Consider the following 24,401-nt stretch of genomic DNA (forward strand, 5'->3'; position numbering starts at 1 on the left):
TGTAACGTGCTCGGCAATACAGGGTCAAACCCGCAATCGTCAATCTGCTGAGCAAGCGTGGCGTGTGAATTCAGCGCCCGACCATAGCGCCCGGCCGTGACGGCCCGGTGACGTCGCCGCGGCGCCGCCGCCATGGTGCCGTTACGTCACCTGCAGCATGATCTTGCCGACATGCGTGCTGCTCTCCATCAGCTTGTGCGCCTCCACCGCCTGCTCGAGCGGGAAACTCTCGTAGATCACCGGGCGGATCTTCTTCGATTCCAGCAAGGGCCAGACCTTGTCGCGCAGCTGGCGCGCGATCGCGGCCTTGAAGGCCACCGAACGCGGGCGCAGCGTCGAGCCGGTCACGGTAAGCCGGCGGCGCAGCACCTGGCCCATGTCCAGCGTCCCCTTGGCGCCGCCCAGCAGCGCAATGATGGCGATGCGGCCGTCGTCCGCCAGGCAGTTGATTTCACGCGGCAGGTAGTCGCCGCCGACCATGTCGAGGATGACATCGACGCCGTTGTCGCCGGTCAGCTGCTTGACGCAGGCGGCGAAATCCTCGTGCCGGTAATTGATGCCGCGCTCGGCGCCCAGCTGTTCGCAGGCGCGCGCCTTCTCTTCGCTGCCCGCGGTGGCGAACACGCGGTGCCCCAGCGCGCTGGCCAGCTGGATCGCCGTGACGCCGATGCCCGACGTGCCGCCCTGCACCAGCAGCGATTCGCCGGGACCGAGCCGGGCGCGGTCGAACACATTGCTCCAGACGGTGAAATAGGTTTCCGGCAGCGATGCCGCCTCGATCAGCGACAGGCCGTGCGGCACCGGCAGGCACTGCTCGACGGGCGCGACCGCGTATTCGGCATAGCCGCCGCCCTGCACCAGCGCGCAGACCAGGTCGCCGGGCTTGAACTCGCTGTTGGCGAGATCGCCTTCGACCACTTCGCCGGCCACCTCCAGCCCCGGCAGGTCGGACGCGCCCGGCGGCGGTGCATAGCTGCCGAGGCGCTGGAACACGTCCGGCCGGTTGATGCCGGCCGCGTGCACGCGGATCAGTACTTCGCCCGGGCCGGGCTGTGGCTTGTCGCGATAGCAGAGCCGCAGTACGTCAGGCGGGCCGGCCTTGGTGATCTCGATTGCGCGCATGGTCGTCCTTTCAGGGAAAGGGCGATTTTAGCGCAGCGGCGAAAAGCAATGTTTCCCTAAAAATGGGGACGTACCCCATTTTTCGAGCAATGTTTCCCGGAAAATGGGGTCCGTCCCCATTTTCCAGGCCCAGCCGCAGCCTTGCAAGGCTGCGTCGTTCGGCAGGCGCGAAGCAGTGCTTCGCGAAACCCCTGTCTCACCCACCACCTGTCCGCGACGTGCGCGGCAGTGGTTTGCCGGGCCGCCAGGCGGCGGACAGGGCCTGGCCTTCCTCGACCTGTTCCGGCGTCATCTTCTTCGCGACGGCGGCGCGCTGCTCGGCGGCGTTGGGATTTCCGCCGGCCGCGGCGAGGTTCCACAGCATGTAGGCGATCACGTTATCCTGCGGCATGCCGCCGATGTGGTACCGGTACATCAGTCCCAGCACCTGCTGCGCATCCGCGTGGCCCTGCTCGGCTGCCTTGCGGAACCAGGTGACGGCCTGCCGGTGGTCCTGGATCACGGCATTGCCCGTGTAGTACATGGCGCCGACGACGTATTGCGCGTCGGCCTTGCCCTGCGTGGCGGCGCGCCGGTGCCACATCAGCGCCTGCCGGTAATCCTGCTGCACGCCGCGGCCCATGTAGTACATCAGGCCCAGCAGGTGCTCCGCATCGGCGTTGCCGGCCCGTGCCAGCGGCAGGATCTCCTTGTACGCGAGCCCGTAGTTACGGTTGTTGTACGCGGTCGCGCCTTCGGCAAAGCCGGCGATCGCGCTGCCCTGCAGGGCCAGCGCGATCACGGTGGAGGCGGCGAACGCCTTCATGAAACGTCCTGGTTTTTTCATTGCGAGAATGGGATTCGTTCTTTTACTTGTTTCCGTCTCGTCCGGGCTTGGTGGCGCATGGTGCCCGGTCGCCTTGTTCCCTGCCGCTACTTCCAGCTGACCTTGCCCAGGCCATCGACGCTGACGTTGCGGTTCAGCGGCTTGCCGTACACGGTGACCGATCCGAGCCCGGACAGGTGCAGGTTCGCATTCGTCCGTGCATTCACCGTGGCGTTGCCGAGGCCGGACAGGTCGATGTCCACCGAGTCGGCCTGGAACTGCTGCGCATTCAGGCCGCCCAGTCCACCGAGCGAAGCGCGCAGTTGCCGGCTGCTGCCGCCGAGCGTCACGTAGCCGGCGCCACGCAGGTCGAGTTCGACGTTTTCGCTGTCGGCAACCCACAGGTGCATGCTGCCCATGCCGCACAAGGTCGCGTTCAGGCGCTTGAAGGCGCTGACGATCTTCATGCTGCCCGCGCCATCGAGCGTGATGTCGAGATCGTCGCCGGAAAAACCGGCGACTTCGGTCGAGCCCAGTCCTTCCGACACCAGTTCGCGCAGCTGCGGCAGCACCAGTTCGGCCCGTAGCGCCGCGCGGCTGATCTTCCCGCCGTTGGTGTCGCTGTCGATCTGCAGCGTGTCGCCCGTCTGCACGGCGATCACCTTGTCGATGAAACGCCGGTCGCCGATGATCTGCAGCGACGGCTCGGCACCCTGCATCAGTTTCAGGTTCACTACCCCGTCGAGCTTGACGCGCACCACCCTGGCGTCGATGGTCCTGGTCGCGGTGGCTTCTTCAGCGGCGGCCGCGCCGAGCATCAGCCACAGGGTCGTCATCAGGAGGGCAAAGCTGAGTGGTTTGTGCATGGGGCTTCCTAGGTGTTCTCGGGTTGATTGCTCAGCGGGCGAAGTACGCCGGCCGGACCCGGAAGGCATGACACATCATCGGTGCGGTAATCATCGTTGTGCTCCTTCCGGGTAGGTGGGGTCGATGGTGGCATGTTAACCCGCGCGGGGCACGATGACTTGCCGGGTGCGACGAAATGCAGAATCCGCGGTCCAGACGACAAAATCGTGCGCCAGGCCGTGCAGGCCGCCATGCTTCACGCAACAACCGGGGCGCCATCCATCGGGGCTGGCAGGCGCACGGCACGCCAAGCCACCGCTGTTTAGTAAAGCGGATTAAACAGCAACGGCATTTTGCGAAGTCCTTGATCTTGCTTTTTTAAAAATGAATACTCGTCTCGACAAAAAGGCCGCCCCCCGGCCACTATTCCAAGGAGACGAAATGCGATCCACGAGAACCCTGATGAGCCTGGCCGTGGCCAGCGCCTGCAGCCTGGCCGCGGCAGTGACACCGCTATCCGCGTACGCCCAGGCCGGCGCTGCCGCCGCCGATCCGAACAACATCCCCGCGGCCGAGGCCCCTACGCTGGGCCCGACCAATGGCGGCGACCAGATTCCAGAAGTGAAGGTGACGGCAACGCGCTATTCGACATCGCTGCTGCGCACCCCGCTGGCCGTGTCGGCCTTCAGCCAGGAGCAGCTGACGCGCAAGGGCGCTACCAGCCTGCGCGACCTGGCCAACGAAATCCCCAACGTGGTGATCGAGAGCGGCAGCCTGGATTCGGCCGTGCAGGTAACGATCCGGGGCATCACGTCGACCAATTTCACCGAGACCGGCGACCCCGCCGTGGGCTTCCACGTGGACGGCATGTACTCGCCGCGGCCGCAGGGCGCGCAGGCGCTGATGTTCGACATCGACCAGGTCGAGGTGCTGCGCGGCCCGCAGGGCACGCTGTTCGGCCGCAATTCGACCGGCGGCAGCATCAACGTCATTTCGGCCAAGCCGGATTTCTCGGGCAACTACGGCAAGGCCAACGTCGACATCGGCAACTACCGCAAGAAGCAGGTATCGGCGGTGCAGAACATCGCCGTCAGCGACAAGCTGGCGCTGCGCGGCACGTTCATGATCGTCCAGCGCGACGGCTACGCGAACCAGATGCGCGACATGTCCGAGGCCAACGCACCCGAGTATGGCTGGGTCCCGAACGGCAAGCCGGACGTCGACCAGCGCTTCAACGCCGTGATCGGCAAGGACAAGTTCTACACCAACCAGGACCAGTGGGCAGCGCGCCTGTCGGCGCTGTACAAGGTGAACCAGGACGTGACGCTGAAGGCGGCCTACGAGCACTTCCAGGACAACGGCGCCGGCGGCGCCGACTTCCGCGACTGCGCCGCGACCGCGGGCACCCGCTATGCGTGCGCACCGGGTACCGGCAAGTGGGACCTGCTGATCAACGTGCCCGGTGCCGTCGACATGCAGATCCGCACGCTGCGCACCGGCCTGTCGTGGACGATCAGCCCCGACACCACGTTCGACTACACGTTCCAGGTGGCCGACCAGAAGCGCTCGGAAATCACCGACGACGACCGCGGCATGCAGCACGCCGCGCCGTTCCAGGTCAACGGCATGTATCCGAACACGACGACCGGCAACTGGGGCACCTGGCCGATCAAGGACGTGTTCCACCGCACGCTCGATTCGCGCTATTTCTCCACCGTGCACGAGGCGCAGCTGAAGCAGACGTTCGGGCCGTTGCAGTACGTGGCCGGCCTGTTCTGGATGCACGAGCGGAACAGCATCGACTATGAAATGACGGAGACGATCCAGAAGCCGTTCGGCGACGTCGGATCGGTGCTGTATCACCAGCCGAACCGGCAGGTGGACGCCAAGGCGGCCTTCGCGCAGGCCGACTGGAAGTTCGCGCCCGGCTGGACCGGCACGCTGGGTGCCCGCTACAGCAGCGACAGCAAGGAAGACAAGGGCGGCGAGGTGTATGGCGCCAACTGGATCGGCAGCAGCAATTACTACAATGGCCTGTACAGCCAGGGCACGCCGGGCACGCCGGGCTTCCGCGTCCACGACGGTACCGACCTGACGCCGGCCATGGGCGGCAGCGTGGGCGCGTATCACCTGTACGGCGCGCCGACCTCGAACGATCACAAGGAAACCTGGAAGAAGGTCACCTGGCGCGTGGGCCTGCAGAAGCAGTTCAATCCGAACCAGATGGGGTACGCGTCGGTATCGACCGGCTACAAGGCCGGCGGTTTCGCCGACAAGACCGACAGCTGCAACTACCAGCTGTGCGCGGACGGCCAGCCGGGCGTCGTGACGTTCCTGCCGTATGGCCCCGAAACGGTGACGAACTTCGAGCTGGGCTACAAGGGCAAGTTCCTGGACAACCGGCTGTCGCTGTCGGCCACAGCGTTCTTCATGAAGTACAAGGACATGCAGCTGACCGGCACCTACTTCATCAACCAGATCATCCCGGCCGCCGGCCTGCCCTGCCCGTCCGACCAGCCGAAGTGCGACGTGTATGAAGGCTGGCGCACGATCAACGTCGGCAAGGTGGACATCCCCGGCCTGGAGATCGAATGGGATTACCGGCCATGGCGCGGCGCGCGCTTCGGCGGCGGCTTCGCCTTCATCAACACCGACGTGCACGATTTCCGCGAGTTCTCCGACGACTACCAGTGCGACGTGCGTGTCGAACTGGGCATCGAGCCTTGCCCGACCGCGTACGCCGGCCCGGACAAGGCACTGATCGGCCGGCGGCTGTACAACGTCGACGGCAACCACCTGCCGAACACGCCGAAGTACCAGGTCAACCTGAACTTCTCGCAGGAATTCGCGCTCGCCGGCGGCTACCGCCTCACGCCGTACGTCAAGGTGAACTGGCGCGACAAGGCCTACTTCGACATGCGCAACTCCGAGTTCGCCCACATCGGCCGCTACCAGAAGGCCTACGCGATGGGCGACGTTTCCGCCCGCCTCGACTCGCCGAACGACAAGTGGTACGCGGAGCTGTACGTGCGCAACGTCTCCGACAGCCACGCCGCGAAAAACCGCGACTCCGTCAACGGCGGCTTCATGAAAGCCAACTTCGTCGAGCCTCGCATGTTCGGCGTGCGGCTGGGCGCCGAGTACTGACCGCTCTCTGATGTGCCCTCACAGCCGCGCTCCGCGCGGCTTTTTTTGTTTCCAAAAACTGGGGACAGTCCCCTTTTTTTGGAAATATTTCTTGAAATTGGGGACTGTCCCCGAATTCTGGAAACGATTTTATGTTGGTTCCGTGCGACGATTTGAGTCACCCCAGCAGGGGGAGCGACGACGAATGCCAAAGTGAAGCTTCTTGCATTCAAGGAGACACTCATGCCACGCCGTGCCCGAGTCTTGCTGCCAGGCCATCCTCATCACCTCACCCAACGCTGCCACAACCGGCAGCCCTGCTTCTTTCAGCGTTCGGATTACATCGTTTATCTCGATTTCCTGCGCGAGCATTCATCGCTCTACGGTGGTGCGATTCACGCCTATGTGCTGATGACAAATCACGTTCATCTGCTCGTCACTATGGATGACGTCACAATGCTTGCACCACTGATGAAGGGAGTCGCCCAGAACTACGCGCAATACATCAACCGGCGTCTCAAGCGCACCGGTAGCTTGTGGGAAGACCGTTTTCACTCGTCTCCCATCATCGACGACGCGTACTTGTTGACCTGTCTACGCTACGTCGAACTGAATCCCGTTCGCGCAACGATCGTCGACTCGCCAGCCCGATACCGATGGTCGAGCTATGCCGGCAATGCCGGCCTGGCGGCCGATAACCTGCTAACGCCGCATACCACTTATCTTGGCCTGGGCAGCGATCCGGCACCGCGCTTCGCGAGCTACCGGAACCTGTTCTCGGAACCACTTAATCCCGTGCATCTTCAAGCCATCCGAAGCGCAGCTGCCGGCAATCGCCGCATCGATCCCGCCTGACGAATCCGGCTCAACCGCGAGAATTAATTCGGCGGAAAATATTTCCGGAAATCGGGGACTGTCCCCGATTTTTGGAAATATTTCCAAAAAAAAGGGACTGTCCCCGGTGTTGTTTTGCTACCAGCTCATCAGTTGCCGCAGTGCCGGAGCCAGGTCGTCGGCCATCTGGCGGTGCTGGTCGCGAGTGGGGTGGGCGTCCTGGGCGTCGCCGGGGTAGTGGCGGGAGGGGATGTGGTGCACGCGCGGGCTGCCGGTGCGGGCGATGGTGTCGGCGATGTACGCGGTCAGCGCGGCCTTCTTGTCGCCGTTCAGGATGGCGCCTTCGGTCAGCACGATCCGGGCCTGGGGATGGTCGCGCAGCAGCGTGCCGACGAAGGCGGCGTAGGCTTCGACGTACTGCGCGCGGTCGGGGATGCCCTGGTTGAAGTCGTTGGTACCGATCGCGCTGACGATCAGGTCCGGCGCGTACAGCCGCTGGTTCCAGGGCTCGGGCGCGTCGGGCGAGGCGATGGCCAGCCCGTAGAAACGGTCCAGGTTGAATTCATCGGTGCGGCCGTTCCAGCTGCGCACCAGGCCGCGGCCGCCGTGGCAGACCAGCTGCACCTGCGCGTCCAGTGCGGCGCCAGCGAGCATGCCGTACGACAGCCGCGGGTTCCACCATACGGGCTGCTTCGTCCCCGGCGGTGTGCGTTCGAGCGCTTCGCCACAGGTAACGGAATCGCCCAGGAACAGCACGCGGCGCGACGGCAGCGCAGGGGGCGCGAGCACGCGGCCATCGGTCGCGTAGCCGTGCAGCGTGACGATGCCGTGCCAAGTTTCGGACCGGTGCAGCACCTGCACGGTGTGCGGCCCGGCCGCAAGCGTTTCGGCCAAACGGTAGGTCGAGCGCTTCGGAGACAGGTGAACGGTCCGCGCGTAGGCGCCATCGACGATCACGTCCAGGTAGCTCCTGTCGCCCGTCGTCGACGCGTCGAGCACCAGCTCGCGCCCTTCGAAGCGAAGAAACGACGACACGCCCGGATAGGCAAAGCGTACGGCGCCATCCGGCCCGTCGGCCATCCGCCCCATGCGCGCCACGCTGTCACCACCGGCCAGCACCGCCTCGGCGGCATGGGTACCGCCAGCCTGGAAGCACAAGGCGGCCAGGCTGGCGCCGGCGGCAAGCCATCGCGGGCAGGACATCAGCGGGCCGGTTTTTCGCGCATCAGCTTCTCGATGTCCGGAGCCATCGCGTCAGCCCAGGTCACGTAGGCCTTTGGCGTCAGGTGCAGGAAATCCGGCATGGTCTCCGCCGCGATATCGCCGTTCGCTTCCAGGAAGCGCGCACCGTAATCGCGGAAGAACACGTGCCGGCCATCGTCCAGCGTGGCGATCGCGGTGTTCACGGCCTTGGCCTTGGCGCGCCGCTCGTCCTGCGCCTGCTGCCCGTTCGGCAGGATGCCGTTGAGGAGGATCCTGGCATCCGGGTACAGCGTGCGCAGTTGGGCGACGACGGCCTTCACGCCGCCAATCACCTGCTCGGGCTGTTCGTTGCACAGCCCGAAGTTGTTTACGCCGATCAGCAGCACCACGACCTTCGGCCGCAGCTTGTCCATGCCGTCGTTCTTCAGGCGCCACAGCACGTTGCCGGTATGGTCGCCGCCGATGCCGAAGTTCGCCGCGCGGTACTTGCCGAAACGGCTGTCCCACGTATTCTTGTCCCACATCTCGGTGATCGAATCGCCGAGGAACAGCACGTCGACATCGCCCTGCGCGGCACGCGCCTTCAGGCCGTCGTTCATCTCGTGCCAGCGCGCGATCGACATCCACGGGTATTCCACGGTGCGCGGTTCGACGTTCAGCGCGCACGAGCGTCCTTCGGCCGACGCCGCCCCCGCAAACCCCAGCGCGGCCAGTGCCGCCAGCATTGCCAGTACATTCGCCTTCTTGTTCATGCCATCTCCGTTCTTGATCGAGTGCCGGAATGATACCCGCTCAGGGGCATCCAGGCGCAGCACCATCGCGCTGCGCGGCGCCCGCCCGTCGTCCAGCGCCAGCCGTCATCCACTTCCCATCGGCCGCGCCGCAACGACGAGCTTCCTCATTTGCGCTCGAGCGCGTGCAGCCGGTCGGCGTAGCCGCGGATCAGCGCGATGGTCGACTTGTCGGTGTCGAACACCGAGTACAGGCCCTGCTCTTCCTGCGGCGGATCGCCCATCAGGTCGTTGCCTTCCTTCCACCAGTAGTCGGCATTGGCGGCGCGGCCGGCGCCGCCCCAGGCCCAGAAGTTGAAGCCGGCGATCGGATCGCCCTTCTCGGCACGGTCGACGACAACGTCGAACACCACCTTGTAGAAGCGGTCGCGCACCGTGGTCGGCGACTTGATGTCGAACGAGGCACCGTCGCGGTCCATGCCGAATTCCTCCAGCACGATCGGCTTGCCGATCTTCTTCGCGTAGTCGATGTGCACGTTCAGGTAATGGCTGCTTTTCTCCAGCGCACCGCTCCACGTGGCGTCGACCCGCTTCGAATCGATCCAGCCCCAGTTCTTCGGCCACAGGTGGTAGGTCAGGTAGTCGACATCCTTCGACGCATGCGCCTTCTCGAACAGTTCGGCATCCTGCGCCGAACCGGCCAGGCCTTCGCTGCCGGTGCTGACCAGGTGGTTCCTGTCGAGGCTGCGGATGTACGCGGCCGTGTCGGCGATCCATTTCACGTAGATCGCCTTTTCTTCCGGCGTGGACGACGCGTTGCCAGGGCGCGGCTCGTTGGCCAGCTGCCACGACATGATCACCGGATCGCCGGCATACGGCTTGCCCGTCACCGTGTTCTTGCGCCCGATGAAAGTGCGGATCACGTTGCGGTACTCGGCCTGCGCCTTGTCGTTTGCATAGAAGCGTGCCGTCTCGCGCATGTAGGTCTCGTAGTCCTTCGTCACGTTCGGGTCGAGCGCCGGCGTGCCGGCAAACCAGTTCAGGTACTGCGTCATGCCGCCCGACCATTGCCAGAAATTGTTCAGGTAGATCACCGCCGTCATGTCGCGCTTGGCCATCTCGGCCAGCAGGAAGTCCATGCCGGCGAGCAGGCGTTCGTCGTACTTGCCCGGCGCGCTGGTGGTTGCCGGGCGCACGGCACTCTTCATGTCGGTCTTTTCGGAAACGGCCAGCACGCGCAGGTTGTTGATGCCCATGCCTTTCAGCGTGTCGAGTTCCTTCAGCAGCCGTGGACGGTCGTTGGCGCCCAGGTAGGCGCCATACCAGAAGTTGGCGCCGGCGATGTAGTACGGGTGGCCGTTCCGGGTGAACTGCGTCTTCTTCACCGCCACGAATTCCGGCGCAGCGGCCGATGCCGCGGGTACCACGCCCATCATCAGCAGCGAGGCTGCCAGTGCGATCATCTTTTTCATCGTCATCCTTTCGTTTTCTTCGTCATGGGACGGCCTGCCACGTCCAGCACCTGCGCAGGCAGTTGAATCGTTACGGTTTGTGCGGCGTCATCGAGCGCATGGCGCGCCAGCTTTACCTGGTAGCGGCCGCCGGCCACGTGCCACGTGTTCGCGCTGCCCTTCACCATGCCGAACAGGCGCGGATCGATGGCCAGCGTCACGTTCGTGCTCGCGCCTGGCGCCAGCTCGACCTTGTCCCAGCCGGCCAGGCGCTTGGGTGCCTCCCACCTGGCGGACAGCGGCGACACGTACACCTGCGGCACGTCCTTGCCCGCCACGCTGCCGGTGTTGGTGACGGTGAAGCGCACCTGCACCTTGCCGTCGACCAGCTGCGCCTTCAGGTCCTTGTAGCCGAACTGCGTGTACGACAGGCCGTGGCCGAACGGGAACAGCGGCTTGTGGCCCTTCAGGTCGAACCACTTGTAGCCGACGGCGGCGCCTTCGTGGTAGTCCACCGTGAAGCGCTCGTCGGGCTTGGCCGGGTCGCCGTCCAGCTTCGGCCGCGGCAACTGCTGCTCGGAAGCGGGGAACGTGGCCGGCAGGCGCCCGGACGGATTGACCTCGCCGAACAGCACCCGGGCGATGGCTTCGCCGCCATTGGTGCCCGGATACCACGCCTCGACGATGCCGGCGACCCGGTCCACCCACGGCATCAGCACAGGGCCGCTGTTTTCCAGCACCACGGCCGTCTTCGGGTTGGCCGCGGCGACCGCGGCGATCAGCGCGTCCTGGTTATCGGGCAGCGCCAGCGACGTCGCGTCCAGCGCTTCGCCGACCCATTGGGTGGCGAACACCAGCACGACGTCGGCTCCCGCCGCGGCGGCCGCGGCTTTTGCCGGATCGGTACCGCTATCGAACACCACCTGCGCGCCAGGGACGCGGGCCTGGATTGCTTTCAACGGCGACGACGGGTAATACATGATGGGGCCGGGCCAGGTGGCCGGCAGCAGGCCCGGCACGGCATTGCCGCCGCGCGGGTACACCAGCGACGAGCCGCCGCCGGCCAGCACGCCCTTGTCCGCATGGCCGCCGATGACGACGATCTTCCTCACATCCTTCGCCAGCGGCAGCAAGTTGCCCGAATTTTTCAGCAGCACGATGCCCTCCTCGGCATCGGCCTGGCTAATGCGGCCATGCGCTTCGTAGTCGATCGCGCCGTCCTGTTTCACCGGATGGTCGACCACCCCCTTCGCGAACATCGTGCGCAATACGCGCAGCACCATGTCGTCGAGCCGCTTCTGCGGCACGAAGCCGCTTTCCACGGCTTCTTCCAGCGCACCGCCGAAGTAATGCGAGCGATCGAACTCGAAGCCGGACTGCTGGTCCAGGCCCGCATTGGCTGCCTCCACCGTGCTGTGCGTGGCGCCCCAGTCGGACATCACGAAACCCTTGTAGCCCCAGTCGCCCTTCAGCACGCCGTTCAGCAGCCACGGATGCTCGCAGCCATACGGACCGTTGAGCCGGTTATAGGCGCACATGAACGATCCGGCATCCGTCATTTCAAGTGCGACCTGGAACGCGAACAGGTCGGACATGCGCAGCGCCGCCGGGTCGATGCGGGCGTCCAGTTCGAAGCGGCCGGTTTCCTGGGCGTTCAGCGCATAGTGCTTGATCGTGGAAATCACGTGGTTCGACTCGATGCCGCGCACCTGCTCGGCCACCATCACGCCGGCCAGCAGCGGATCTTCGCCGCCATACTCGAAGTTGCGGCCGTTGCGCGGCTCGCGCAGCAGGTTCATGCCGCCGGCCAGCATCACGTTGAAGCCGGAAGCACGCGCCTCGGCGCCGATCATGCGGCCCCCTTCATAGGCCAGCTTGCGGTTCCACGTGGCTGCCGTGGCGATGCCGGAAGGGAGCGCGGTGCGCTCGCGCGGCGTGGTCGTGTTCTGCGTGGCCACGCCGATCCCGGCATCGGTCAGGAACAGTGCCGGCAGGCCCAGGCGGTCCAGCGGCGGCACGTAGCCGGCCGAGAACGGGATCGCCTCGGGCACCTTTTTCGTCTTGTTGCCGGCATGGTCCGCGCCGAAGTGGCTCGATACCCACTTCAGCTTTTCCTTCTGCGTCATTTCCTTCAGGACCAGCGCGGCGCGCCGGTCGGGGTCCAGGCTGGGGTCCAGCCACGGCCGGGCGGCATCGGCGGCCGCGGCCACGGCCAGGCACGGCAATGCGGCCAGCGCCAGCAGGATTGCTGCGTTGCGTTTCATGGGTCTCCTCACGCGTTTTATTGTTGTGGTTCCACGTACATGCGGGCATAGCGGATGCCGAAGTACAGGATGAAGACGTAGCAGGCGGCCGGCACGAAGAACGACCATTGCAGGCCGATCGCATCGGCCAGCGCACCCTGCACGAACGGCACGATGGCGCCGCCGACGATGGCCATGCACAGGATGCCGGAGCCCTGCCCGGTCTGCGCGCCCAGCCGGTGCAGCGCCATGCTGAAGATGGTCGGGAACATGATCGAGTTGAACAGGCCGACGCCGATCACGGCCCACATCGCCACGGCACCGGTGCCGAAGATTGCCACCAGCAGCAGCGCGATGCTGGCCGCGGCATTGAACGCCAGCGCCTTGCCCGGGCTGACGCGCTGCATCACGGCAAAGCCGATGAAGCGGCCGATCATCGCGCCGCCCCAGTAATAGCTGACATAGTGCGCCGCCGCGCCATGATCCAGGCCGGCGATCTGCGGCTCGCCGATGAAGTTGATCAGGAAGCTGCCGATCGCCACCTCGCCGCCCACGTACAGGAAGATGCCGATCGCACCCAGCACCAGGTGGCGGTGCGCGAGTACGGAACCGCTCGCCGCCTGCGGCGTATCGCCGGCGTGGGTGATGGCCGGCAGCCTGACCAGGGCGAACAGCACGGCGAGTACCAGCAGGGCACCGGCCAGCGCGAGATACGGGCCCTGGACTGCCGCCGCTTCCGCCAGCCGGTAGCGGGCCAGCGCCTCGCCGGACAGCTGGCCGACGTCGACCCCGGCGGCCACGCCGCCCAGGATCAGCATGCCGCCGAGCGCCGGGGCGATCGTCGTGCCCAGCGAATTGAACGCCTGCGTCAAGGTCAGGCGGCTCGATGCCGTGGCCGGCGGCCCCAGTACCGTGACGAACGGGTTGGCCGCCACCTGCAGCACGGTGATGCCGGCCGCCAGCACGAAGAAGGCGAACAGAAACAGTGCATAGCCGCTGGTGGCCGCCGGATAGAACAGTGCGCAGCCCAGCGCCGCGACCATCAGCCCGGCCACGGCGCCGCGCTTGTAGCCGATACGGCGGATCAGCGCGCCGGCCGGCAGCGACACGATGAAATACGCGCCGAAGAAGCAGAACTGCACCAGCATCGCCTGTACGTAGTTCAAGGTGTAGACCGACTTCAGGTGCGGAATCAGCACGTCGTTCAGCGACGTGAGCAGCCCCCACATGAAGAACAGCACCGTGATCACGACGAGGGGGAAGGTTTGCTGCGGCTGCGCGGGTGCGCTGCCCTGCGGCGCCAAGGCCGCGGGTGACATCTGTGCCATCGATCGTCTCCTGGTATCCGGCGGTGCCGGGTGTAGTTATGGCAACGATTCTCCCCAAGCTCCCGCGGCGGGTCAAATCCGATCGACGAAACGGGGCCAGTTTAGCGGCGTTCACTAAACAGCCATGCCGCACCCTGACCATGGCGCGCTGCAGCATCGTTGCGCCGCGCGCCACCTTGTTTAGTAAATGCGACTAAACTGCCGCGCCCCCGCCATCGGCTGTTTGACCATGCGCGCGCGGCTGTGCAAGACTGTGCCCATAAAGAGCGGCCAATGGGTCACCAGGCCAGGCAGCCGCTCAACCACAACGGAGGCGATCCATGAGCATATATCCAGCGGGCGGCCGTCCATGAGCGCCGCCAGTACAGCGCAGGGCGGCGTCACGATCCGCGACATCGCGCGCGCCGCCGGGGTTTCGGCGGGCACCATCTCGCGAGCCCTGAAGAACGAGCCGGGACTGACCGAAGTCACGCGCCAGATGGTGCTGGAAACGGCCCGCGACCTGGGCTATGACTTCTGCAAGCTGCGGCCGAAGCGGCTGCGGCGCTTGACGTTCCTGCTGCACCGCCAGCACAACACGGCGTCCAGCAGCCCGTTCTATTCGCCTGTCCTGCATGGCGCCGAGGAAGCGTGCCGCAAGCAGGGTATCGTGCTGTCGTTCATGGCGGTCGGCCCGGCCGATGGCCTGGTGGACCAGTTGCGGATGCACGCGCCCGATGCGATCGTCTGCGCGGGATTCTTCGAACCCGAGCTGCTGACCGCCCTGCGCGGCACCGGCAAGCCGATCGTGCTGATCGACATGAAGCTGCGCGGCTACAGCTCGGTCAACCCCGACAACATGATGGGCGGCTACCTGGCCACGCGGCACCTGATCGAGCGGGGCCGCGAGCGCGTGGGGTTCATCTGCGGCTCGCTGTCGCACTACAGCATCCGCGAGCGGGCGCGCGGCTACCGGCAGGCGCTGTTCGATGCGGGCATCCTGGCCGATCCGCGGCTCGAAGCACCGCTGCCCGACGGCGTCGACCTGGAACAGGGAGCATGGGAAGCAATGGAAGCGCTGCTCGCGCTGCCGAAACCGCCGGATGCGGTGTTCTGCTACAACGACAGCGCCGCCCTGGTGGCGATGCGGTGCTGCCTTGCCAGAGGACTGAAAGTGCCGCACGACGTGGCGATCGTTGGCTTCGACGATATCTCGACCGCCGTGCTGGGCCACCGCCCGCTGACGACGCTGCGCATCAACAAGAAGGAACTGGGGTCGCTGGGCGTGGAGCTGCTGCTGAACGGCCGCGCCGACGACGTGGTGGAAAAGGTCGCGCCGGTCGAGCTGGTGGTGCGCGCCAGTACCGTGTGCTGAGCTGAGCTGCCAGGAGGAATTCACCACCTGAACCTGTCCCCTGCACGCGGTACCGCCGCGGCCACGCCGGCCGCGTGGGGCGGCTGTTCGCCCAAAAAAACGCAACGGTGAATGAAGCTGCTTTGCTTGCCGCGCGAATGGCGGCGGGGGAACCTGCACGAACGATGCGAACGATGCGAACGATGCGAACGATGCGAACGATGCAACCGCTGCAACCGATGCGAAAGATGCGAAAGATGCAAACGCTGCGAACGTAAACAATGCAAGCGCTGCAAACGATATGGACAAACGATTTTCGCTGACCTGGCCGCCACCCGGAGATGGGCTTCGCGATGGACGCCGGCACGGCGAAAACTTCTTGAAACGGACGATCGATGTTACCAGATTTTCACTCCCGCGAAACGCTGCTGCGGCATATCCGCGACACCCGTAATTTCTACGATCCCCGCTCGGTCGACCCCAGTGGCGGCTTCTTCCACTTCTACAAGGATGACGGCACGGTCTACGATGCGCACACGCGCCACCTGGTCAGCAGCACGCGCTTCGTGTTCAACTATGCGATGGCGTACCGGCACTTCCACGACGAGGCGGACCTGCAGCGCGTGCGCCACGGCCTGGCCTTCCTGCGCGACGTGCACCGCGATCCGGCCACCGGCGGCTACGCGTGGGAGCTGGACTGGCGCGGCGGCGGGAAGACCGTCCGCGATGCCACGAATCACTGCTATGGCCTCGCATTCGTGGTGCTGGCCTACGCGCACGCGCTGCAGGCGGGCGTGGAAGAGGCGCGCGGCTGGCTGGCGGAAACTTACGACCTGATGGAAACGCGCTTCTGGGAGCCGGAGCACGGCCTGTATGCGGACGAGGCATCGGCCGGCTGGCAGGTATCGCCATACCGCGGCCAGAACGCCAACATGCATTCGTGCGAAGCGATGCTGGCCGCGTTCGATGCGACGGGCGAGGTGCGCTACCTGCATCGCGCCGAGACGCTGGCGCGCAACATCGCCGTGCGGCAGGCGCAGCGCGCGGACGACCTGGTCTGGGAGCACTACCGGCAGGACTGGTCGGTCGACGCCGACTACAACCGCCACGACAGCACCAATATCTTCCGCCCCTGGGGTTACCAGCCGGGCCACCTCACCGAGTGGGCCAAGCTTCTGCTGATTCTCGAACGCCACGCCGACCGCCTCGCGGAGCCGGGAGACTGGCTGCTGCCGCGCGCCATCCACTTCTTCGACACAGCGCTGGCCAGGGCCTGGGACGGCGAGCATGGCGGCATCCACTACGGTTTCGCGCCGGACGGCTCGATCTGCGATGCCCATAAATATTTCTGGGTGCAGGCCGAGAGCTTCGCCGCCGCCGCGCTGCTGGGCGCGCGCACCGGGGAACAGCGCTACTGGGACTGGTACGAGCGCATCTGGCAATACAGCTGGGAGCATTTCGTCGACCATGCGCACGGTGCCTGGTATCGCATCCTCGGCCCGGACAATGCGAAGCTGACCGACGAGAAAAGCCCGGCCGGCAAGACCGACTACCACACGATGGGCGCCTGCTATGAAGTACTGGCGGTGCTGAAATGAACGAGCCCGTCTTCATTGCGGCGGGCGAGGCGCTGACCGACCTGATCGTGGCCGACACGGCGCATACGCAATGGACCGCGCGCACCGGCGGCTCGACATGGAACGTGGCGCGGGCGATGGCGAAGCTGGGCGTGCCCAGCGCGTTTGCCGGCGCCATCAGCCGCGACGTGTTCGGCGACGCGCTGTGGGAAGCCTCGATGGCGTCGCAGCTCGATGCCCGCTTCGTGCAGCGGCTGGACAAGTCGCCGCTGCTGGCGATCGTGCACCGGCTCTCTCCGCCCAGCTATTTCTTCGTGGGCGACGACAGCGCCGACCTGCACTTCGATCCGCGCGCGCTGCCGGAACAGTGGCGTACGCATTGCCGCTGGATGCACTTCGGCGGCATCAGCCTGGCACGCCGGCCGCTGGCCGATCGCCTGGTGGAACTGGCGCGGGAAGCGAAGCGCGCCGGCATCCGCATCAGCTACGACCCGAACTGGCGGCTGTTGATGGACGAACGCTACGACGCCACGCTGCGCGCGATGACGGAACTGGCCGATGTGGTGAAAGTGTCCGACGAGGACCTGGCGGGCCTGTTCCGCACCAGCGACCTGGAACGCGCGTTCGCCACGCTGCGCGGCTTCAACCCGGCGGCCCAGTACCTGTACACGCGCGGCGAACTGGGTGCCTCGCTGCACGTGGGTGCCGGCTCGTGGAATGCGCCGGCAGTGGCCGTGACGGTGGCCGATACGGTGGGTGCCGGCGACGCCAGCATCGCCGCTTTCGCCTACAGCCAGCTGGCCGTGCCGGAACGGTCGCCGGCCGGGCACCTGCGCTTTGCCGTTGCCGGCGGCGCCGCGGCCTGTATCGGCGCCGGCGCCTCGCCGCCGGCCCTGGCCGATATCGAACGGCTGGTGCTGGAGATGGGCAACGGTTGAGCTTATGATGGCGGGATTGCCAACCCGACCGGAGTAATCGATGAAGTTTGCCCTCCCCTTCGCCCTGCTGGGCGTTGGAATGACCGCGGCCGCCGCCGTCCATGCCGCACCCGCAGCGGCGCAGTTGCCGGATGCCGCGCGCCTGTACCAGAACAACTGCGCCTCCTGCCACGGCGTCAAGCTGGAAGGCGCGACGGCGCCCAGCCTGGCCGACAGCCAGTGGGTGCACGGAACGCCCACCCGCGCCAACCTGTCGAAGATCATCGCCAAGGGCTTGCCGGACAAGGGCATGCCGGGCTGGGAAGGCACGCTGGACAAGACGCAGATCGCGGCGCTGGCCGATTACGTGGCGCCGGGCGGGCGCAAGAACGCCGCCGCGGCCAAGGCCACGGCACCGTCCGCGCAGCCGGAGGCCGACGACGGGCTGGCGCGGCTGACACTGCCGAAGAGCTTCTCGATTTCCGTCTATGCCGAGAACGTGGAGACGGCCCGCTCGATGGCCGTGTCGCCCGGCGGCATCGTCTACGTGGGTTCGCGCAAGGCCGGCAAGGTGTATGCGGTGGTCGACGAAAACGGCGACAAGAAGGCCGACAAGGTCGTCACGATCGCTTCCGGGCTGGACAACCCGATCGGCGTGACGCTGCTGAACGGCGCACTGTACGTGGCCGAGATCGGGCGTGTGATCCGCTTCGATGCGATCGACAGGACCTACGCCAGCAAGCCGGCCTACAAGGTGGTCAAGGACGACCTGCCGGACGACAAGTGGCACGGCGAGAAGATCATCAAGGCCGGCCCGGATGGCAAGCTGTACATCCCGGTCGGTTCGCCCTGCAATACCTGCGACCGGGACGACGAGGTGTACTCGAAGATCTGGCGCATGAACCCGGACGGCACGGGCTGGGAAATGGTCGCCAACGGCATCCGCAACACCGTCGGCTTCGCGTGGCACCCGGTGACGAAGGACCTGTGGTTCACCGATAACGGCCCGGATGAAATGGGCGACAACAATCCATCCTGCGAATTGAACGTGGCGCCGAAGACGGGCATGCACTTCGGCTTCCCGTACTGCCATGGCGGCGTGGTCCCGGATCCGAAATTCGGCGCCGGCCGCAGCTGCGCGCAGTTCACGGCGCCGGTGGCGAAGCTGGGCCCGCACGTGGCGCCGCTCGGCCTGGCGTTCTACACGGGCACGCAATTCCCGTCGCAGTACCGCAACCAGGTATTCGTGGCCGAACACGGCTCGTGGAACCGCACCCAGAAGATCGGCTACAAGGTCAGCCTCGTCACGTTGCTGGGCAACCAGGAAGTGACGACAACGACCTTCATCGACGGTTTCCTGCAGGGCGACGACGTGAGTGGCCGGCCCGTGGACATCGCCATTGCCGCCGATGGGGCGATGCTGATTTCGGACGACCATGCGGGCAGGATCTACCGCGTGACCTATACGGGAAAATAATCGGTACGTCCCGGCCCGTGCATGCTGCTCGGGCTGGCCTTGCGGCGCTTACGCAACATTGGTACGACATCGTACGACTTAAAATGTTGCGTTGCGTCAATAACCATGTTAAGGTGCGGGTCTTCGCTCCTGGAACGAGACGGCCCAATCCCCTGCCTGTCTCCCTGCCCCGCTTTGAACGGAATTCCGGCAGCACCCGCGCCACGTCCCTGCGCATTCGTCCGCCAACCTTTGGCGACCCGATTTGTCCAGGGCGCGTCCGCCCTGCTTTTTCACGGAACACTCCATGTTCAAGCGACTTACCATCCGCACCCGTCTGATTGCCACGATGGCCGTTCTCGGCCTGCTGATCGCCATTACCGGCGCGGTGGGCATTTACGGCGTCCGCTCCGTCAACGCCGCACTCGAAGAAACCTACAGCAACCAGCTGGCATCGGCGCTGGCGATGGCCGACGCGAAAACCCTGTTGATGCGCGCCCGGCTGGTACAGGACCGCGCCGTGTTCCATCCCGACTCGCCGGAGATCCCCGCGCTGCTCAAGCGCGCCGACGACTTCATGGCCAAGTCGGATGTGGCGTGGCAGCGCTACCTGGCGCTGGACCAGGATGCGGACGAAAAGGCACTGTCCGACAAGGTGGCGGCAGCGCGCAAGGACATGGTCGACAAGGGACTGGGCGCGCTGGCGCAGGCGCTGCGCGATGGTGACGCTGCCCGCATCAACCAGATCGCGATGAAGGACATGCAGAAGCTGTTCTCCGCCTACAGCGATGCATCCGACAAGCTCGACGACTACCAGATGACGACGGCAAAGGAAGGGTTTGAAGCCAGCCAGCGCCTGTACGGCACCGTGATGACACTGTCGATCGGCGCCATCGTTGCCGGCGTACTCCTCATCCTGGTCGCTTGCATGGCACTGCTGCGCGCCATCATGGGCCCGTTGGGCGAAGCGCTGGCGCACTTCGACGCGATGGCGGCCGGCGACCTGTCGCGCCGTGTCGACACCACCCGGCAAGACGAGATGGGCACGCTTCTGAAAGGCCTGTCCAGCATGCAGCAAAAACTTGCCGACACCGTGCGCATCGTGCGCGAAGGCAGCGGCTCGATCGCCGTGGCCAGCAACGAGATCGCCGACGGCAACCTGGACCTGTCGCGCCGCACCGAGCAGCAGGCCGCCAGCCTGGAAGAGACGGCATCGTCGCTGGAAGAGCTGACGGCGACCGTGCGCCAGAATGCCGACAATGCCCGCCAGGCCAACGGCATGGCCGTCTCCGCCTCGCAGGTGGCACAGCAGGGTGGGCAGATCGTGGCCCAGGTGATCGACACGATGGGTGCCATCACCACGTCGTCGAAGAAGATCGAAGACATCATTTCCGTCATCGACAGCATCGCCTTCCAGACCAATATCCTGGCGCTGAACGCCGCCGTGGAAGCGGCCCGCGCCGGCGAACAGGGCCGCGGCTTTGCCGTGGTGGCCAGCGAAGTGCGTACGCTGGCCCAGCGTTCGGCCGCCGCCGCCAAGGAAATCAAGGAACTGATCGACGACTCGGTAGCCAGCGTGGAAGCCGGCTCGACCCTGGTGGGCCAGGCCGGCACCACGATGGACGAGATCGTGACGGGCATCGCCCGCGTGGCCGACATCATGGCCGAGATCATGTCCGCCACGTCGGAACAAAGTACCGGCATCGACCTGATCAACGAAGCCGTCACGCAGATGGACCAGGTAACCCAGCAGAACGCCGCGCTGGTCGAAGAAGCCGCCGCTGCCGCCGGATCGCTGCAGGAACAGGCCGCCACGCTGGAGCAGACCGTTGCCGTGTTCCAGCTGGACGAGCAGGCGCCGGCACGCGCCGCCGCTGCGGTTTCTCGCTCGACTGCCCGCCCGACTGCCCGGCCAGTCGGCCAGCTGGCCTGGCAGTAAGCTGTTCAAAATCGAACTTGGGTCAGACCCCGGTTCCAGGAAATATTGCCAAAAACCGGGGTCTGACCCCGGTTTTTGGCAACTTGTTTATTCTTGACAGAATTTACGCCTTGTTCGCGGCGGCCTGGGTGCCGCAGGCGTAGCAGAAGCGCGTGAACGCGTTCTTGCGCGCTGTGCAGGCGGTGCAGCGGTTGAACAGCCCGATGCCACAGTGCGGGCAGAAGTCCATCTTCGGGTCTTTCAGGTCCACGCCCCGTTCGCAGCCGGGGCAGACGCCCTTCCCCATGCGCGCCAGCGCGATGTCGTAGCCGAGGTTTTCACGGCGCTGCGTGTCCGGCAGCGCTTCGGCGGCACGCTGCCGCTCCAGGTAGCGCTGCAGGCCGAGGATGGCCTGCCGGCCGACCACCACCGTCAGCAGGATACCGACCACGTAACGCACGTAGCCTCCGTAGCTGGGCAGGTAAGGAACCAGCTCGACGAAGAATGCGAACAGCGCGAAGAAGATGAAGCCCCAGACGAACGGCCACCACGTGCTCTTGCGCCTGGTCTTCCACAGCCAGCCCGCGACGAGCAGCAGCGGCAACGTCAGCGCGAGGCGATAGGCGAACACGCGCAGTTCGCGCAGGTGCAATGCCCGTTCAAAAGCAGGATGCGCCGCCTCCTGGAGGGATTGCAGCTGCGTGTGGGCCGCCGCCCGCGCCTGCCGGGCATCGAGCTGGATCTGCTCCTGTTCCTGCACGCCGGTCAATGCCTTCCGCTCCGCCGCGGCCAGGCCATCAAGCTGGCGCGTGCGGGCGATCAGCTCCGGATCCTGGTCGGGCCGGGCCGTGGCGTGGCGGGTCGACAGCCAGTTGTCGAACGTTTCGCGGGCTGATGCCGTGTTGGCCTTGGCCACCCGGTGCTGCTGCTCGGCCTGCTCTAGCGCGTTGTCGGCGGCCCGTTCATTACGTTCGGCGACCGCGATCGTGTCGCGTACCGCCGCCAGCCTGGCGGGATCGATGAACTGCTCCAGCTGGATCGGCTCCTCGACAAGATTCAGGTTGTCGACGATCTTGCCGCCCAGGCCGATCAGGAAGCCGGCAAACAGGAAGGCCACCAGCCATAAACCGCGCTGGAACCATTTTTCGGACAGGCGAAGTGCTTTGCTCATCGTGATGCTCCCGCTAAGTTGGACCGGAACGGAGCATAGCGGCTTTCGCCGCCACGAAGCTGTGGCAGGACTCTAAAAAAAAACCGCCGGGCTTGCGCACCGGCGGTTTTCGGTCATCCATGAAGGACGATTACTTGGCAGCGGCGCCTTCTTCGGCGGCGGCCTTCATCGACAGCTTCAGGCGGCCGCGATCGTCCGTTTCCAGGACTTTCACGCGCACCTGCTGGCCTTCTTTCAGGTAGTCGGCCACGGCGTTGACGCGCTCGTTGGCGATCTGCGAGATGTGCAGCAGGCCATCCTTGCCCGGCATGACCTGCACGATGGCGCCGAAGTCCAGCAGCTTGAGCACGGTGCCGTCGTAGGTCTTGCCCACTTCGACCGATGCGGTCAGCTCTTCGATGCGGCGCTTGGCTTCCTGGCCGGCGGCGGCATCCACGGAAGCGATCGTCACCACGCCTTCGTCGCTGATGTCGATCTGCGTGCCCGTCTCTTCGGTCAGCGCGCGGATCACGGCGCCGCCCTTGCCGATCACGTCGCGGATCTTTTCCGGATTGATCTTGATGGTGATCAGGCGCGGTGCGAAGTCGGACAGTTCCGTCTTCACGTGCGGCACGGCCTTCTGCATCTCGCCCAGGATGTGCTCGCGGCCTTCCTTGGCTTGCGCCAGTGCGACCTGCATGATTTCCTTGGTGATGCCCTGGATCTTGATGTCCATCTGCAGCGCCGTGATGCCCTTGGCGGTGCCGGCCACCTTGAAGTCCATGTCGCCCAGGTGGTCTTCGTCACCCAGGATGTCGGACAGCACGGCGAACTTGCCGCCTTCCTTGATCAGGCCCATGGCGATGCCGGCCACGTGGGCCTTCATCGGCACGCCGGCATCCATCAGCGCCAGGCAGCCGCCGCAGACGGAAGCCATCGACGAGGAACCGTTCGACTCGGTGATCTCGGACACCAGGCGCACGGAGTAGCTGAACTCTTCCGGCGTCGGCAGCGCGGCAACCAGTGCACGCTTGGCCAGGCGGCCGTGGCCCACTTCGCGGCGCTTTGGCGTGCCCACGCGGCCCGTTTCGCCGGTGGCGAACGGTGGCATGTTGTAGTGCAGCATGAAGTCGTCGGTGTATTCGCCCATCAGCGCGTCGATCTTCTGCGAATCGCGGGCGGTGCCCAGCGTGGCCACGACCAGCGCCTGGGTTTCGCCGCGGGTGAACAGCGCCGAACCGTGGGTACGCGGCAGTACCGACGTGCGGATCGCGATCGGGCGCACGGTGCGGGTATCGCGGCCGTCGATGCGCGGTTCGCCGTTCAGGATCTGCGAACGCACGACCTTGGCTTCCATGTCGAACAGGATGTTGCCCACTTCGACGGAATCCGGTGCGTCGGTGCCTTCGGCAGCGGCTTGTGCGGCCAGGTCGGCGATCACTTCGGTCTGCATCGAGCGCAGGGCCTGCTGGCGGGCCTGCTTGTTCTTGGTCTGGTACGCTTCGTTGATCTTCGTTTCGGCGAACTGGGCGACCTTGGCGATCAGCGCTTCGTTCTTGGCCGGCGGAGTCCACTCGATTTCCGGCTTGCCGCCTTCTTCCACCAGCGCGTGGATCGCATCGATCACGGCCTTCATCTGCTCGTGGCCGTAGACCACGCCGCCCAGCATCACTTCTTCGGTCAGCTGCTTGGCTTCCGATTCCACCATCAGCACGGCGGTTTCGGTGCCGGCCACCACCAGGTCCATCTCGGACGTCTTCAGCTGGCTGGTGGTCGGGTTCAGGATGTACTGGCCATTGGCGTAACCCACGCGGGCTGCGCCGATCGGGCCGTTGAACGGCACGCCGGCCACGCACAGGGCGGCCGAGGCACCGATCATCGAGGCGATGTCGGGGTCGATTTCGGGATTAACCGACAGAACGTGGATGATGACCTGCACCTCGTTCATGTAACCTTCCGGGAACAGCGGGCGGATCGGGCGGTCGATCAGGCGGGACGTCAGCGTCTCCTTCTCCGACGGACGGCCTTCGCGCTTGAAGAAGCCACCGGGGATCTTGCCGGCTGCATAGGTCTTCTCGATATAGTCGACCGTCAGCGGGAAGAAATCCTGGCCGGGCTTGGCATCCTTGCGCGCCACCACGGTCGCCAGCACGACGGTGTCATCCATCGACACCAGGACAGCACCGGAGGCCTGGCGAGCGATCTCGCCGGTTTCCAGGGTCACGGTATGCTGGCCGTACTGGAAGGTTTTCGTAACTTTGTTAAACATGGGTAATCCCTTTCTATTTGCCGACAGATTTTCAGGCGCTGTCGTTCACCTCACCACGGGCGCCCTGCTGATGCCTGGCGCCTTATTGCCCT

At 65.5% G+C, this 24,401-nt stretch carries 17 protein-coding genes; 7 read left to right on the forward strand and 10 right to left on the reverse strand.

Annotation, left to right across the window (positions count from 1 at the left end):
• Positions 1 to 141: 141 nt before the first annotated feature.
• The 3 genes from FHS02_RS27905 to FHS02_RS27915 form a co-directional block, all read right to left on the reverse strand.
• The gene (locus FHS02_RS27905) at positions 142 to 1,122 is read right to left on the reverse strand and encodes an NAD(P)H-quinone oxidoreductase (RefSeq protein WP_137313945.1); all 981 of its coding nucleotides are present in this window, start codon (positions 1,120 to 1,122) and stop codon (positions 142 to 144) included.
• A 196-nt stretch (positions 1,123 to 1,318) separates the two neighbouring features.
• Complete coding sequence (locus FHS02_RS27910) at positions 1,319 to 1,927, reverse strand: tetratricopeptide repeat protein (RefSeq protein WP_137313946.1); 609 nt, start codon at positions 1,925 to 1,927, stop codon at positions 1,319 to 1,321.
• Positions 1,928 to 2,034: 107 nt separating this feature from the next.
• On the reverse strand, positions 2,035 to 2,793 hold the full coding sequence (locus FHS02_RS27915; protein WP_137313947.1) for a GIN domain-containing protein: 759 nt from the start codon (positions 2,791 to 2,793) through the stop codon (positions 2,035 to 2,037).
• A 421-nt stretch (positions 2,794 to 3,214) separates the two neighbouring features.
• On the opposite strand from FHS02_RS27915, the gene FHS02_RS27920 reads away from it, so the two are divergent.
• Positions 3,215 to 5,920, forward strand: a complete 2,706-nt coding sequence (locus FHS02_RS27920; RefSeq protein WP_137313948.1) for a TonB-dependent receptor — start codon at positions 3,215 to 3,217, stop codon at positions 5,918 to 5,920.
• Between the two features lie 222 nt (positions 5,921 to 6,142).
• Complete coding sequence (locus tag FHS02_RS27925; protein ID WP_137313949.1) at positions 6,143 to 6,754, forward strand: REP-associated tyrosine transposase; 612 nt, start codon at positions 6,143 to 6,145, stop codon at positions 6,752 to 6,754.
• Between the two features lie 117 nt (positions 6,755 to 6,871).
• Here FHS02_RS27925 and axe2C read toward each other — a convergent pair whose 3' ends face one another.
• From axe2C to FHS02_RS27950, 5 genes are all read right to left on the reverse strand, one after another.
• Positions 6,872 to 7,936 carry a bifunctional acetylxylan esterase/glucomannan deacetylase AxeC2 gene (gene axe2C, locus FHS02_RS27930; RefSeq protein WP_137313950.1) on the reverse strand — a complete coding sequence of 355 codons (1,065 nt, stop codon included), beginning with the start codon at positions 7,934 to 7,936 and terminating at the stop codon, positions 6,872 to 6,874.
• A complete protein-coding gene (locus tag FHS02_RS27935) occupies positions 7,936 to 8,688 on the reverse strand; it encodes a GDSL-type esterase/lipase family protein (RefSeq protein ID WP_175424808.1) in 753 nt (250 codons plus the stop codon). Before FHS02_RS27935 ends, axe2C begins: the two co-directional genes overlap by 1 nt.
• A gap of 146 nt (positions 8,689 to 8,834) precedes the next feature.
• A complete protein-coding gene (locus tag FHS02_RS27940) occupies positions 8,835 to 10,139 on the reverse strand; it encodes a glycoside hydrolase 5 family protein (protein ID WP_137313952.1) in 1,305 nt (434 codons plus the stop codon).
• 2 nt (positions 10,140 to 10,141) lie between these two features.
• Entirely contained in the window at positions 10,142 to 12,382 is a 2,241-nt protein-coding gene (locus tag FHS02_RS27945) for a beta-glucosidase (RefSeq protein ID WP_137313953.1), read from the reverse strand.
• A 17-nt stretch (positions 12,383 to 12,399) separates the two neighbouring features.
• The gene (locus tag FHS02_RS27950) at positions 12,400 to 13,680 is read right to left on the reverse strand and encodes a sugar MFS transporter (RefSeq protein WP_217496971.1); all 1,281 of its coding nucleotides are present in this window, start codon (positions 13,678 to 13,680) and stop codon (positions 12,400 to 12,402) included.
• 358 nt (positions 13,681 to 14,038) lie between these two features.
• Here FHS02_RS27950 and FHS02_RS27955 point away from each other — a divergent pair, with 358 nt between their 5' ends.
• The 5 genes from FHS02_RS27955 (at position 14,039) to FHS02_RS27975 (ending at position 20,911) form a co-directional block, all read left to right on the forward strand.
• Complete coding sequence (locus FHS02_RS27955) at positions 14,039 to 15,043, forward strand: LacI family DNA-binding transcriptional regulator (protein ID WP_137313955.1); 1,005 nt, start codon at positions 14,039 to 14,041, stop codon at positions 15,041 to 15,043.
• Positions 15,044 to 15,417: 374 nt separating this feature from the next.
• Complete coding sequence (locus FHS02_RS27960) at positions 15,418 to 16,620, forward strand: AGE family epimerase/isomerase (RefSeq protein WP_137313956.1); 1,203 nt, start codon at positions 15,418 to 15,420, stop codon at positions 16,618 to 16,620.
• Positions 16,617 to 17,537, forward strand: a complete 921-nt coding sequence (locus tag FHS02_RS27965) for a carbohydrate kinase family protein (RefSeq protein WP_137313957.1) — start codon at positions 16,617 to 16,619, stop codon at positions 17,535 to 17,537. The genes FHS02_RS27960 and FHS02_RS27965 overlap by 4 nt, the downstream gene beginning before the upstream one ends.
• Before the next feature lie 40 nt (positions 17,538 to 17,577).
• On the forward strand, positions 17,578 to 18,993 hold the full coding sequence (locus FHS02_RS27970) for a c-type cytochrome (RefSeq protein ID WP_175424809.1): 1,416 nt from the start codon (positions 17,578 to 17,580) through the stop codon (positions 18,991 to 18,993).
• Between the two features lie 286 nt (positions 18,994 to 19,279).
• Positions 19,280 to 20,911, forward strand: coding sequence for a methyl-accepting chemotaxis protein (locus FHS02_RS27975; protein ID WP_137313958.1), 1,632 nt, complete (start codon positions 19,280 to 19,282; stop codon positions 20,909 to 20,911).
• A gap of 103 nt (positions 20,912 to 21,014) precedes the next feature.
• On the opposite strand, the gene FHS02_RS27980 is transcribed toward FHS02_RS27975, so the two are convergent.
• Together FHS02_RS27980 and pnp are read right to left on the reverse strand one after the other, a co-directional pair.
• The gene (locus FHS02_RS27980; RefSeq protein ID WP_137313959.1) at positions 21,015 to 22,061 is read right to left on the reverse strand and encodes a zinc ribbon domain-containing protein; all 1,047 of its coding nucleotides are present in this window, start codon (positions 22,059 to 22,061) and stop codon (positions 21,015 to 21,017) included.
• 130 nt (positions 22,062 to 22,191) lie between these two features.
• The gene (gene pnp / locus FHS02_RS27985; RefSeq protein WP_137313960.1) at positions 22,192 to 24,309 is read right to left on the reverse strand and encodes a polyribonucleotide nucleotidyltransferase; all 2,118 of its coding nucleotides are present in this window, start codon (positions 24,307 to 24,309) and stop codon (positions 22,192 to 22,194) included.
• Between the last annotated feature and the right edge of the window lie 92 nt (positions 24,310 to 24,401).

The sequence above is a fragment of the Pseudoduganella umbonata genome (assembly GCF_014192225.1).
GTDB lineage: Bacteria > Pseudomonadota > Gammaproteobacteria > Burkholderiales > Burkholderiaceae_D > Rugamonas > Rugamonas umbonata.